The organism is Micromonospora sp. PRAS1 (assembly GCF_059553435.1).
In genome coordinates this window covers 17,078-29,194 of record NZ_JCANNB010000015.1, presented here as the reverse complement: position 1 = coordinate 29,194, position 12,117 = coordinate 17,078, and the positions used below count along the sequence as shown (strand labels likewise).

Below are 12,117 nucleotides of genomic sequence, written 5' to 3'. Positions count from 1 at the left end.
CACCGACCGCCAGCCACCCTCACCTGCCCCGCAGCCGCCGCACCCACAAACCCACCGCCGCCACGGCCACGAACAACAACATCGAACAGAACAACGCCCGCAGCATCGGGCAACTCTCCCACAGGCATCGTTAAGGTGACAGCGTGCGCCTGGCCACGTTCAACCTGCTGCACGGCCGGTCCCTGACCGACGGCATGGTCGACCCCGACCGGCTCGCCACCGCCGTGGCCGCCCTCGACGCCGACGTCCTCGCCCTCCAGGAGGTCGACCGCGACCAGTCCCGCAGCGGCAACCTCGACCTCACCGCCGTCGCCGCCCAGGCCCTGCACGCCACCGAACACCGCTTCGCCGCCGCCCTCGTCGGCACCCCCGGCGAAACGTTCCGCCCCCTGACCCACGACGACGACGGCCACGGCGAACCCTGCTACGGCGTCGGACTCGTCACCCGCCACCGCGTCACCGCCTGGCGCGTCACCCGCCTGCGCCCCGCCCCGGTACGCTCCCCGGTCTACGTACCCGGCCCCGGCGGCGGACTGATCCTGCTCCGCGACGAACCCCGCGTCGTACTCGCCGCCGTCCTGGACACCCCACGCGGACCCGTCACCGTCGCCGCCACCCACCTGTCCTTCGTCCCCGGCTGGAACGCCCACCAACTACGCCAGGTCGTCCGCGCCCTGCGACTGCTACCCGCCCCCCGCATCCTGCTCGGCGACCTCAACCTGCCCGCCTGGGCCACCCGCACGATCTCCGGCTGGCACCTGCTCGGCCGCCGACCCACCTACCCGGCCGGACAACCCCGCGTCCAACTCGACCACATCATCGCCGACCGACAGGACTTCGACCGCCTACCCCCGGTCGCCGCCGTACAGACCCCCCTGTCGACCATCTCCGACCACCGCCCCCTCCTGGTCGACCTCGCCCCGCCCCGCCCCGCCTAGCCCCGGCCCACGCACAGGCGCCCCTTCGACGGGCGCACCGATCAACCCGGGGGACCAAACGCCAACGCCAACCGCAGCGCGCCATCGCGCACCCCGGTGAACCGCCGCACCTGCGCCAACCGACCCGCCCGTGCCGCCATCGCCGCCATCCGCCGCGTCGGCCCACGCCGCGCACCGTCGTAGCGGGCCAACGCCGACACCACGTCCGGCGACTCCGCCAACGACTCCGCCAACACCACCGCGTCGATCAACGCCTGACACGCGCCCTGCCCCAGATCCGGCGTCATCGCATGCGCCGCGTCACCCAGCAGCACCAGACGACCCCGCACGTACGACGGCAACGCCGGCAGGAAATGCACGTCGTGATGCAACACCCCGCCCGCCTCGACCCGCTCCAGCACCGCCGGCAGCGGATCGTGCCAGTCACCGAACCACCGCCGCAACGCCACCAGATCACCCTCCGGCGGCCGGTAACCCGCCGGCGCGGCCACCGCCGCGTACCAGTTCGTCACCCCCGGCCCCTGCGGCGTCACCCCGAACTTGCGCCCCCGCCCCCAGGTCTCACCACCCGCCGGCACGTCCAACGGCACCGTGCCCCGCCACGCCGTCATCCCCGAATACCGCAACGGATAGCGATCACCGAACATCGCCGCCCGCGTCGCACTGCCGATGCCGTCCGCACCGACCACCACGTCGTACCCGTCGACCAGCGCCGCCGGATCAGCCACCGCAGCGTCGAAACGCACCGTGCCCACCGGCAACGCCTCCGCCAACAACCCCAACAGCGCCGGACGCGACAACAGCAGCACCCCCTCGCCGTGCCGCCGCCGGATCCGTTCCACATCCAAGGTGGCGATCAGCGACCCGTCCGGCCGCCGCATCGCCCCGTCCGGCTGCGCGCGCCCCCGTTCCCGCGCCGCCGGACCCACCCCCAGGCGGTCCAGCGCCCGCAACGCCGACGGCCAGATCCCCAGGCCGGTGCCGGCCCGGGGCAGCCCTGCGGCCCGCTCGAACACCGTCACCGTCCACCCGGCCCGCAGCAGCCCGATGGCCACCGCCAACCCTCCGACGCCGCCCCCGATGACCGCCGCTGATCCTCGCATCGCCCCACCGTACTACAGATGTAGTTCCCGGCACTACTGCTGTAGTGTCGCCACCGTGGACGCCCGCCAACACCAACTCCTCGACGCCGCCATCACCGTCCTCGGCACCCGCGGCACCCGCCACCTCACCCACCGCGCCGTCGACGAGACAGCCGCCCTGCCCACCGGCTCCACCTCCAACCGCTACCGCACCCGCGAAGCCCTCCTCACCGGCGTACTCACCCGCATCCTCGAAGCCGAGACCACCGGCTGGAACCACCTGGCCGCCAACCTCCACCCAATCGACCCCGACACCTTCGCCACCACCCTCGGCGCCCTCGTCCACCGCCTCGCCACCACCGACCGCACCCTCACCCTCGCCCGACTGGCCATCTTCGCCGAGGCCGCCCACCAACCCGCCCTGCGCCAGCACATCGCCCACGGCCAACGCCAACTCGCCACCTGGGCCACACCCCTGCTCGCCGCCCTCGGCGCCCGCCACCCGGCCACCGCCCTACGACTGCTGCTCGCCCTCGTCGACGGCCTGCTCAACCACCAACTCGCCAACCCCGACCCAGCCTTCGAACCCACCCCGGCGATCACCGCCCTGCTACCGGCGATCCTCTCCGCCCGACCGGCCTGACCCCGCACCCACCCGCACCAACGCCCGGTTCGTGCGATTAGCCCGCACCGCCTCCCGCTGCTGACCCGCCGTCACCTCGATGTACGTCTGCGACGACGCCAACGACGCATGCCCCAACAACCGCATGATCTCCGCCGCCCCCGCCCCGTCCTCGGCCAACCGCGTCGCGAACGTGTGCCGCAACGCGTGCAACCGCGCCCCGCGCGGCACCCGGTCGCCGATGCCGGCACGCCGGTAGCAGGACTCCACCAGATACTGCAACCCACCCCGACGCAACGGCTCGCCCTGCCGATCCACAAGCAACGGCGAATCCGGCCGCACCGTACGCGAACCGAACCGCCGCACCCGACTGTCCAGATAGTCGGCCAGCACAGCGTCCAGATCCGGCTCCACCGGCAGCACCCGGGGCCGCCCACCCTTACCCGACACCTCCAACCGCCGCTCACCGGGCCGGCCACCCAACGAACCGACCCGCAGCGCCAGCAACTCCGACAACCGCAGGCCCGCACAGAGCGCCAGAGCCAGCACCGCCACGTCCCGCTCCGGCCACGGATCACGCTGCCGGCCCGCACCCTGCGCGGCCGAGGCGAGCAGCCGCTCCGGGGTGTCCTCGCCGCGCAACGGCTTGGGCTGGGGGAGTGGGTTCCGGGGCCGGCCCACCGCCGGCATCGGGTTGCCCGCCACCACCTGCTCGGCCACCAGGAAGGAGAAGAAGCCGTTCCAGGTCGACCACGCCCGCCCCACCGAGGCGGCGGCCCGTACGGCGGCGAACCGGGCGAAGGCCGTGCGCAGGAGCCGGGGGGAGAGCGCACCGATCTGAAGATCGTCGAGGGGGAGGGGAGGGGTGGCCAGTTCGGCGGCGAGCGCGGCCACGCTGTTGAGGTCGCGCCGGTACGCCGCCTGGGTGTGTGGGGAAGGCTTGCGGGTGGCCCGCGAGGTCAGGAAGTCCTCGATCAGCGCGACAACCGCTTTATCCGATTTGTCATGCATAAGGGATATTATGCATGATTTTCGGGTCTGGTGGGAGCCCTCCCATGCAGGGGAGAAGATCCTGTCGGTGGCTGGCTCTAGGGTGGCGACACTGTCGAGCGAATGGAGGCACCCATGACGACCCTGCCCGAGCGGCCACACACGGCGCTGCTCGTCGTCGACGTCCAGCAGGGAGTGGTCGCCGGCGCCCACGACCGCGACGCCGTGATCGCCAACATCAACACCTTGGTGGCCAAGGCGCGCGCCGAGCAGGTGCCCGTCATCTGGGTGCAGCACTCCGACGGCGACCTCCCGCAGGGCAGCCCGGACTGGCAGTACGTCCCCGAACTGGTCCGCCACGACACCGAGCCGCTGGTGCACAAGCGCTACGGCGACTCCTTCGAGCAGACCGACCTGGAGGCGGTGCTGGCCGCGCGCGGGGTCGGCCGGTTGATCGTCACCGGTGCCCAGACCGACATGTGCATCCGCTCGACCCTGCACGGCGCGCTGGTACGCGGCTACGACGCCACGCTGGTCGCCGACGCGCACACCACCGAGGATCTCAGCGCGTACGGCGCGCCGCCGCCGCAGCAGGTGATCGCGCACACCAACCTTTACTGGCGCTTCCAGTCCGCGCCCGGACGGCAGGCCGGCGCCGTGCCGACGGCGGAGGTCGAGTTCACTCCGGCCGGCTGAGGCGGGGAGCCCCGCACCACATCAGCTTTACATAATGTCAATTATCGAATGTACTCCAGGGTGGCCGGCTTAGGCGCCCTGGCCCTGGTTCTGCATCAGGCCGCCGTCGATGAAGTACGTCGAGCCCGTCACGTAGTCGGCGTCGTCGCTGGCGAGGAAGACCGCCACCTTGGCGATCTCCGACGGCTGCGCGGCCCGCTTGAACGGGATGCTCTGTACCTGCTCTTCGAGGTACTTCGGGTCGTCGATCGCGCGCTGGTTGAACGGTGTGAGCACCATCCCCGGCCCGATGTTGTTGACGTTCAGGTGCATCGGGGCGACCTCCAGGGCGAGGCTCTTGGCGAACTCCAGCAGGGCGCCCTTGCTGGTGTCGTAGTCGGCGCCGCCGGCGCGGGCGACCTCCTGGTGGATCGAGGTGGTGTTGATGATCTTCCCGTTGCCTCCCTGCTCCCGGCGGTGCCGGACGAACCGCCGGGAGCAGAAGAAGGCGCCGTAGACGTTGATCCGGATGGCCCGGTCGAAGGTCTCGGTGTCCAGGTCGGCCACCTGGATGCCGGAGGCGTCCACGCCGGCGTTGTTCATCAGGATGTCCAACGCGCCGAAGGCGGCCAGCGCCTCGTCGAACATCGCTTCGACCTGGTGTTCGACGCTGATGTCACCCTGCACCACGACGGCCTGGCGGCCGGCCTGCTCCACCATCGCCGCGGTGTGCTCGGCGCCGGCGTGGTCGTGCAGGTAGTGCACCACCACGTCGGCGCCTTCGCGGCCGAACTCGATCGCGGTGGCCTGACCGATCCCCGAGTCGGAGCCGGTGATCAGGGCGGTCTTTCCTTCGAGTCGTCCGGTCAACTGGGTGCTCCTTCCGTACGGCCCGTACCGGCCGGCACGGGGTGTCGCGGTCGGCCCGCGGCGGTGCATCGCTCGACGGCCTCGGTGAGTCGACCGGCGGCGTTGATCAGCCCGATGTGTGAGAAGGCCTGCGGGAAGTTGCCGAGCTGCTCCCCGGTCGCCGGGTCGATCTGCTCGGCGAAGAGACCGAGGTCGTTGACCCGGGTGGCCAGTTGCCGGAACAACTGTTCGGCCCGGTCCACCTCACCGGCCAGCGCCAGGCAGGTGACCAGCCAGAAGGAACAGATGACGAAGCCGGCCGGGTCGCCGTCCCAGCGGCGCAGCAGCCCGTCGTGGGAGAGTTCACGTTCAACGACGCGCATCGTGGAGCGCATCTGTGGGTGGTCGGCGGGCAGAAAGCCGACCAGCGGCATGAGCAGGACGGAGGCGTCGAGGTCGGCGGAGCCGAAGGCTCCGGTGAAGGCGCCGAGGCGTTCGTTCCAGCCCTGGTCGAGCACGGCCTGGCGGATCTCGTCGCGGGCGGCGGCCCAGCGGGCCAGGTCGGTCCGGTCGCCGATTCGGGGTCCGAAGCGCACCGCCCGGTCCAGTGCGGTCCAGCACTGGACCTTGGAGGAGACGTAGTGGCGTTCGGCGTCGCGGGACTCCCACATGCCGGCGTCCGGCCGGTGCCAGGTCAGTGCTGCCTGGTCGGCGAGGTCGCGCAGCAGTTGCCGGACGTCGGAAGCCATCGGGTCGAGGTAGTGGCGCATCAGCCAGGCCGCGTCGAGGACCTCGCCGAGTACGTCGTTCTGGCGCTGCCGCCAGGCGTCGTTGCCGATGGTGACCGGTCGGCTGTCGGCGTATCCGCGTAGGTGGTCGAGGTGGTGTTCGGTGAGGTCCCGCTCCCCCAGTACGCCGTACATGATGGGTACGGGGCGGTCGCTGATGCGTCCGGTGGCGTGGGCCACCCAGGCGAACTGCCGGGTCGCCTCGTCGGGGCAGGCGGCGCGCCAGAGGGCCTGGAGGGTGAGGCTGAAGTCGCGTACCCAGACGTAGCGGTAGTCGTAGTTGCGGTTGCCGCCGGGTTCCTCGGGTAGCGAGGTGGTGGCTGCGGCGACGATGGCGCCGCTGGGTTGGTAGGTCATGCCCTGTAGGACGATGGCGCTGCGGCGTACCTGGTCGGCGAAGAGGCCGCGGTACTGGTGGCGGTGCAGGTCGGCCCAGGAGCGCCAGCCGGCGACGGTGTCGGCGACGGCCTGGTCGGCGTCGGGCAGGGTGGGCGGGTCGGCGTCGTGGGTGGGGGCGTGTCCGAGGGTGAACCGGTAGGTTTCGGTGGCTCGGACGGTGAAACTGGCGGTGGCGTTGCCCTGGGCGGGGGTCAGTGGGATGTCGCCGCGCAGGCTGAGTCGGCAGGCGCCGGCGCTGGCGTCGATGGTGTCGTCGTGTTCGGTGAGGTAGGCGGTGACCTGTCCGTATTCGAACCGGGGTCGGTAGTCGAGGCGGATGGGGACTTCTCCGGTGAGTCCTTCGACGACGCGGACCAGTACTCGGGGTGAGTGCAGGCCGATGTCGTGGCCGCGGGCGCCGGGTTGCAGGGCGAGGGCGTCGGTCAGGGCGACGCTGCCGTGGGCGGTGGTGAAGACGGTCCGTAGCACGAGGGTGTCTTCGAGGTAGGAGCGCTGGCTGGTGTAGGGGTCTTCGGGCTGGATTGACCAGTGGCCGGCGGCGTCGTCGAGCAGTCGGGCGAAGACGGAGGGCCCGTCGAAGCGTAGGGGGCACCACCAGTTGACGTAGCCGTCGCGGTCCACCAGGGCCGCGCTGCGGCCGTCGGCGAGGAAGCCGTGTTCGGCGATGCTTGCGGTGTTCACGGGCGTGGTTACCCGGGCGGCGGGGTGGCATGCCTCGGTTGGGTCAGGTGGGTGGGTCGGTGTGTAGGCGTGCGTGGCGGTGGGTGTCGTGCCAGCCGTCGGTGTGGTGGCCTTCGCCGCGTGCGGTGCCTTCGGCAAGGTAGCCGGCGTGGTGGGCGACGCGGCAGGAGGCGTGGTTGGCCGTGGAGTGGTTGAGTTCGAGGCGGTGCAGTCCGGCGGTGTGGAACGCCCAGGTGGTGAGGGCGGTGAGGGCGCGGGTGGCGACGCGACGGTTGCGGGCGGTTGGCAGGACCCAGTAGGAGATTTCGGCGATGCCGTCGTGCAGGTCGAGGCGGCGCAGGCTGATCTGGCCGAGGATGCCGGTGGGGTCGGTGATGGCCCAGCCGGCGCCGGTTTCGGCCTGCCAGCGTCGGGGCCAGGTGGTGAGCCAGGTGTGGGCCTCGTCGGCGGTCATGGTGCGGCAGTGCCAGCGTTGGATGGCGGGGTCGGCGTAGCCGGCGATGACGGCGGTTTGGTCGGTGGGTTTCCAGGGGCGCAGTTGCAGGCCGGGGGCGTCGATGTGTGGTTGGGGGTGGCGGTTGAGGGTGCCGGGTGGCAGGGCGGGTGGGACGAGCAGCGGCATGGGGGTCAGAGGCCGCCGCTGACCCGGAGGATGGCGCCGGTGGTGTAGGAGGCGTCGGGGCCGAGTAGCCAGGTGATGGCGGCGGCGGCTTCGTCGGGTTCGCCGGGGCGGCCGAGTGGGATGCGGCTGGCGGCGCGGTCGGGTCGGTCGGGTTGGCCGGAGAGGGCGTGGATGTCGGTGCGGATGATGCCGGGTGCGACGGCGTTGACGCGGATGCCGTGGGGGGCGAGTTCCTTGGCCAGGCCGATGGTGAGGGCGTCGGTGCCGGCTTTGACGGCGGCGTAGTGGATGTACTCCCCTGGGCCGCCGAGGGTGGCGGCGACGGAGGAGATGTTGACGATGGCGGCGCCGTGGGTCATCCGGCGGGCGGCCTGTTGGGCGCAGAGGATGTAGCCGATGAGGTTGACGTCGATGACGTCGCGCAGGTCGTCGAGGCGTAGGTCGGTGAAGGGGCCGATGGGGCTGGTGATGCCGGCGTTGTTGACCAGGCCGGTGATCGGGCCGAGTTCGGCGGCGGCGTCGAACAGGGCGGTGACCTGGTTGGGGTCGCGGGTGTCGGCGGGTACGGCGATGGCTTGTACGCCGGTGGCGCGTAGCTCGGCGGCGATGGTGCCGGCGGTGTGGTGGTCGTGGCGGTAGCCGAGGGCGAGGTGGTGGCCGGCGTGGGCGAGGCGGCGGGCGGTGGCGGCGCCGATGCCGCGGCTGCCGCCGGTGATGACGGTGACGGGCGCCATGTGGTCCTCTCCCCTGTCTCGGCTGGTGCGCGTGAGGTTACCGGCGGTGGTTGTGGGGTTGGAAGCGGGGTGTGATCGGGACCATGGCTTCGGGTGGTCGGTGTCCGATCTGGTCGGTGTGGGTGAGGGGGGCTGATCTTCAGGTTGTCGTTGGCGGCTGGTATCAAGGCAGGCGTCTGAACACGTGTACGAGGGAAGAGGTTGCGTGATGGGTGCCGCTGGCCAGGGTTTGTCCGATGACGAGGTGCGCGGCATCCGGGAGGCGTTGGCCGCGGGCCGTAAGCCGAAGGTGGTGTTCACGGCGTCGGCGGGTCAGATCGCCGGGCAGTTGGGTCAGGTGGTGGAGTTGACGGATCCGGCGGTGTCCGACGAGTTCGTGGTGGTGCGGTTCGGGCGTGACGAGTTGCCCTTCTCCCCTGCCGATGTGGCGGTGGCGCCGAAGGGGGCGGGGCGTCGGCCGGCGGAGGTGAAGGTGGAGCCGGCGCCGGTTGAGCCGGTGGTGGCGGGGCCGGAGTTCGTGTTGGACCGGGTGCCGCAGCCGCGGCGCGAGGAGTCGAAGGAGCGGGAGGAGTCGAAGGTGGAGACGGTGGAGGCGAAGCCGGCGGTGCGGCGGGCGGTGAAGGCGGCGAAGCCGAAGGGGCCGGCGGGGTTGACGGTGACGTTGGCGTACGCCGAGGGTGAGTGGACGGTGGCGGCGCAGCAGGGTGGGAAGGTGTTGGCGAAGCCGTACGTGCTCAAGCCGGCGGAGGCGTTGCGGATGGTGGCGTTGGTGGATGTGCCGGGGGTGCACGAGGCGGTGGAGCAGATCCTGTCGGCGGAGCGGTCGGAGGCTGAGCGGCAGGCGGAGAAGTTGCGGGCCGAGTTGGCGGAGATCGAGGCCCGGTTGGCGGAGTTGCGTGAGGCGGGTTCGGAGGATCCGGAGTCGGGTCGGGCCGGCTGAGCGGTGTGTCGGTGCGTCGGGGCCCGGGGGTGTACACCTCCGGGCCCTGTTGTTTCTAGAAGTAGTCGATGAGTTGGGCGGGTGGGCCGGCGGCGAGCAGGTCGAGGGCGCTCGGGTCGGGTGTGGTGTGTCGGAGGTGTCCGGTTTCGGCGAGGGTGCGGGCGGTGGCGGTGCCGGTGTAGAGGCGGGCGAAGCCGCGTACGGTCAGGTGCAGGTCGGGGTCGGTGGTGGTGCGGTGGAGTTGGGCTTGGCCGTCGGCGACGGTGAGTTGCCAGGTGCCGGTGTTCCAGGGGGCGAGGTCGTCGGTGAGGGTGAAGGCGACGGTGCCGCGGGTGTGGGTGGGCCAGCCGCGGGCCTGGATGGCGCGGGTGATGTCGACGGGTCGGTGCATCCAGGTATCGCGTTTGTGTTCGCGGGCGAGTTCGAGTGGCAGTTGGGTGCAGATGGCGTCGCCGGGCAGGGGGGTCAGCCGCAGGGTGGGGGTGACGCTGTGCCAGGTGGTGAGGACGCCGATGAGGGTGCGGGCGGCGTCGGCGGTGGTGGCGATGATGTCTTCGACGGTGAGTACGGCGTCGGGGCCGTAGCCTCGGCCGCGGTTCCAGCCGGCGTAGCCGACCGGGGTGCCGTCGTGTTCGACGATGGTGAGCCCGTCGTAGGGCAGTTTGTCGGTGGCGGCGAAGCGGGGGTGTGCCCGGGTGAGCAGGCCACAGCGGTGGCGGGTGACGCGCTGATAGAGCTCGGCGGTGGCGGGCAGGTCGGCGGGGGTGCCGGCGCGGGCGGTGAGGTGTCCGGTGCGGTGGTGTCGGGGCAGCGCGGTGGTGGGCAGGTCGAGGGTGCGTAGCTGGCCGGCGATTTCCCAGCCGCAGGCGCGGTAGGGGGCGGTGGTGGTGGCGAAGAGGGCGCTGATGGCGGCGCCGCGTTCGTGGGCGCCGTGCAGCAGGGTGCGGAGCAGGGCGCGGCCGACGCCGGTGCCGCGGGCTTCGGGTGTGACGGCGACGCCGGCGACGTCGGCGGCGGGTACGGCGTGTCCGGCCCACCATTGTTCGTCGTGCAGGTCGACGGCTTTGCCGATGAGGTTTCCGGTGTGGTCGAAGGCACCGTACTGGGTGCGGCCGGCGGGTGGTGGCGGTGGTGGTTGTGGGTTGGAGCCGAAGGTGAGTTGGCCGAGTTGCCAGGCGGCGGGCAGGTCGTCGGTGGTGAGTTCGCGGACGGTGGGGTGCACGGGCCCGACGATAGCGGGGTGCCGCGGGTGCTCGGTGCTGTTTAGTCGGTGCTGGTGACCGGTTCGTGGCGGACGGGGAAGTTGACGGAGTTGGCGATGAAGCAGACGTGGTGGGCCTGGTCGTGCAGGGCGGTGGCGGCGTCGATGGTGGTGGGGTCGGCGACGGTGACGCGGGGTCGGAGGGTGACCTCGGTGAAGTGGCCGTTGCCGGTGGCGTCGGTGGTCATGGTGCCGGTGGCGTCGTCGACGTAGTCGGTGACGACGATGCCGTTGTCGGCGCAGAGGTGCAGGTAGGCCAGGAGGTGGCACTGGGACAGGGCGGCGAGGAGGAGTTGTTCGGGGTTCCAGCGGGTGGGGGTGCCGCGGAAGGTGGGGTCGGAGCTGCCGGGGATGGTGGGGCGGCCGTCGGTGGTGATGTCGTGGTCGCGGCGGTAGTCGCGGTAGCCGCTGGTGCCGGTGCCGAGGTTGCCGGTCCAGGTGACGGTGGTGTGGTAGGTGTGCGTGTGCAGGCGCATGGCGTTCATGCTGCCGGATCGGCCCGGGACACGGGGTCCCGGGCCGGTGGGGGTCAGTGTTGTGGGATGTGGGCCACGCCGATGCGTTTGCGGAACACCCAGTAGGTCCAGCCCTGGTAGGCGAGGACGATCGGGGTGAAGAGGACCGCCACCCAGGTCATGATTTTGAGGGTGTAGTCGGTGGAGGCGGCGTTGGTGGCGGTGAGGGTGCCGGTGGGGTCCAGCGTGGAGGGCAGCACGTTGGGGAAGAGCGCGGCGAACAGGGTGGCCACGGCCAGGCCGATGGCCACGGCGGTGCCGGTGAAGGCCCAGCCTTCGCGGCGTGCCTTGGCGGCGGCGAGGCCGCCGAGTAGGGCTACGGCGGCGCCGACGGCGAGGACGACGGCGGCGGTGCTGGTGCGGATGGTGAGGGTCCAGGTGAGGAAGGTGACGGCGAGCAGGGCGGTGCCGACGCCGAGGCGGGTGGCGAGGGCGGCGGCGCGGTGGCGGATGTCGCCGACGGTCTTGAGGGCGATGAAGACGGCGCCGTGGGTGGCGAACAGCGCCGCGGTGGTCGCGCCGCCGAGCAGGGCGTACGGGTTGAGCAGGTTGAGTAGTCCGCCGACGTATTCGTGGTCGGCGTCGAGTGGTACGCCGCGCAGGATGTTGGCGAAGGCGACGCCCCATCCGATGGCGGGGATGAGTGAGCCGAAGAAGATGGCCTTGTCCCAGCGGCGTTTCCAGCTGGCTTCGGGGCGCTTGTGGCGGTATTCGAAGGCGACGCCGCGGGCGATGAGGGCGAGCAGGATGAGCAGTAGGGGCAGGTAGAAGCCGGAGAAGAGGGTGGCGTACCACTCGGGGAAGGCGGCGAACATGGCGCCGCCGGCGGTGATCAGCCAGACCTCGTTGCCGTCCCAGACCGGCCCGATGGTGTTGATCATGACGCGGCGTTCTCGGTCGTCGCGGCCGAGGACCGGGAGCAGCATGCCGACGCCGAAGTCGAAGCCTTCGAGGATGAAGTAGCCGGTGAAGAGCACGGCGACGAGGAGAAACCAGATGGTGGTCAGTTCCACGGTGGGGC

At 71.3% G+C, this 12,117-nt stretch carries 13 protein-coding genes; 4 read left to right on the top strand and 9 right to left on the bottom strand.

Features of this window, described 5'->3' with window-relative positions; translation table 11 throughout:
* The first annotated feature begins 143 nt into the window (after positions 1-143).
* The gene (locus AC507J_RS16290; RefSeq protein ID WP_496289992.1) at positions 144-938 is read left to right on the top strand and encodes an endonuclease/exonuclease/phosphatase family protein; all 795 of its coding nucleotides are present in this window, start codon (positions 144-146) and stop codon (positions 936-938) included.
* 41 nt (positions 939-979) lie between these two features.
* Here AC507J_RS16290 and AC507J_RS16285 read toward each other — a convergent pair whose 3' ends face one another.
* Positions 980-2,041 (bottom strand): FAD-dependent monooxygenase, encoded by a 1,062-nt coding sequence (locus AC507J_RS16285; protein ID WP_496289991.1) that lies wholly within the window; start codon positions 2,039-2,041, stop codon positions 980-982.
* 55 nt (positions 2,042-2,096) lie between these two features.
* Here AC507J_RS16285 and AC507J_RS16280 point away from each other — a divergent pair, with 55 nt between their 5' ends.
* Positions 2,097-2,663: a TetR/AcrR family transcriptional regulator gene (locus tag AC507J_RS16280; RefSeq protein WP_496289990.1), complete on the top strand. Its 567-nt coding sequence runs from the start codon at positions 2,097-2,099 to the stop codon at positions 2,661-2,663.
* On the opposite strand, the gene AC507J_RS16275 is transcribed toward AC507J_RS16280, so the two are convergent.
* Complete coding sequence (locus tag AC507J_RS16275) at positions 2,631-3,653, bottom strand: tyrosine-type recombinase/integrase (RefSeq protein WP_496289989.1); 1,023 nt, start codon at positions 3,651-3,653, stop codon at positions 2,631-2,633. The genes AC507J_RS16280 and AC507J_RS16275 overlap by 33 nt on opposite strands.
* 114 nt (positions 3,654-3,767) lie before the next feature.
* Here AC507J_RS16275 and AC507J_RS16270 point away from each other — a divergent pair, with 114 nt between their 5' ends.
* A complete protein-coding gene (locus AC507J_RS16270) occupies positions 3,768-4,328 on the top strand; it encodes a cysteine hydrolase family protein (RefSeq protein WP_496289988.1) in 561 nt (186 codons plus the stop codon).
* Between the two features lie 69 nt (positions 4,329-4,397).
* Here the strand turns inward: AC507J_RS16270 and AC507J_RS16265 are convergent, their stop codons facing one another.
* The 4 genes from AC507J_RS16265 to AC507J_RS16250 are packed head-to-tail and all read right to left on the bottom strand — an operon-like array spanning position 4,398 to position 8,380.
* The gene (locus AC507J_RS16265; protein ID WP_496289987.1) at positions 4,398-5,177 is read right to left on the bottom strand and encodes a glucose 1-dehydrogenase; all 780 of its coding nucleotides are present in this window, start codon (positions 5,175-5,177) and stop codon (positions 4,398-4,400) included.
* Positions 5,174-7,024: a glycoside hydrolase family 15 protein gene (locus AC507J_RS16260; RefSeq protein WP_496289986.1), complete on the bottom strand. Its 1,851-nt coding sequence runs from the start codon at positions 7,022-7,024 to the stop codon at positions 5,174-5,176. The genes AC507J_RS16265 and AC507J_RS16260 overlap by 4 nt, the downstream gene beginning before the upstream one ends.
* A gap of 43 nt (positions 7,025-7,067) precedes the next feature.
* Positions 7,068-7,646, bottom strand: a complete 579-nt coding sequence (locus tag AC507J_RS16255; protein WP_496289985.1) for a GNAT family N-acetyltransferase — start codon at positions 7,644-7,646, stop codon at positions 7,068-7,070.
* A 5-nt stretch (positions 7,647-7,651) separates the two neighbouring features.
* Positions 7,652-8,380 (bottom strand): SDR family NAD(P)-dependent oxidoreductase, encoded by a 729-nt coding sequence (locus AC507J_RS16250; protein WP_496289984.1) that lies wholly within the window; start codon positions 8,378-8,380, stop codon positions 7,652-7,654.
* 208 nt (positions 8,381-8,588) lie between these two features.
* On the opposite strand from AC507J_RS16250, the gene AC507J_RS16245 reads away from it, so the two are divergent.
* Positions 8,589-9,320 carry a hypothetical protein gene (locus tag AC507J_RS16245; protein ID WP_496289983.1) on the top strand — a complete coding sequence of 244 codons (732 nt, stop codon included), beginning with the start codon at positions 8,589-8,591 and terminating at the stop codon, positions 9,318-9,320.
* A 55-nt stretch (positions 9,321-9,375) separates the two neighbouring features.
* Here AC507J_RS16245 and AC507J_RS16240 read toward each other — a convergent pair whose 3' ends face one another.
* The 3 genes from AC507J_RS16240 to cydB are packed head-to-tail and all read right to left on the bottom strand — an operon-like array spanning position 9,376 to position 12,109.
* A complete protein-coding gene (locus tag AC507J_RS16240; protein WP_496289982.1) occupies positions 9,376-10,542 on the bottom strand; it encodes a GNAT family N-acetyltransferase in 1,167 nt (388 codons plus the stop codon).
* Between the two features lie 41 nt (positions 10,543-10,583).
* A complete protein-coding gene (locus AC507J_RS16235) occupies positions 10,584-11,057 on the bottom strand; it encodes an OsmC family protein (protein WP_496289981.1) in 474 nt (157 codons plus the stop codon).
* A gap of 53 nt (positions 11,058-11,110) precedes the next feature.
* Positions 11,111-12,109 (bottom strand): cytochrome d ubiquinol oxidase subunit II, encoded by a 999-nt coding sequence (cydB, locus tag AC507J_RS16230; protein ID WP_496289980.1) that lies wholly within the window; start codon positions 12,107-12,109, stop codon positions 11,111-11,113.
* Positions 12,110-12,117: the final 8 nt, after the last annotated feature.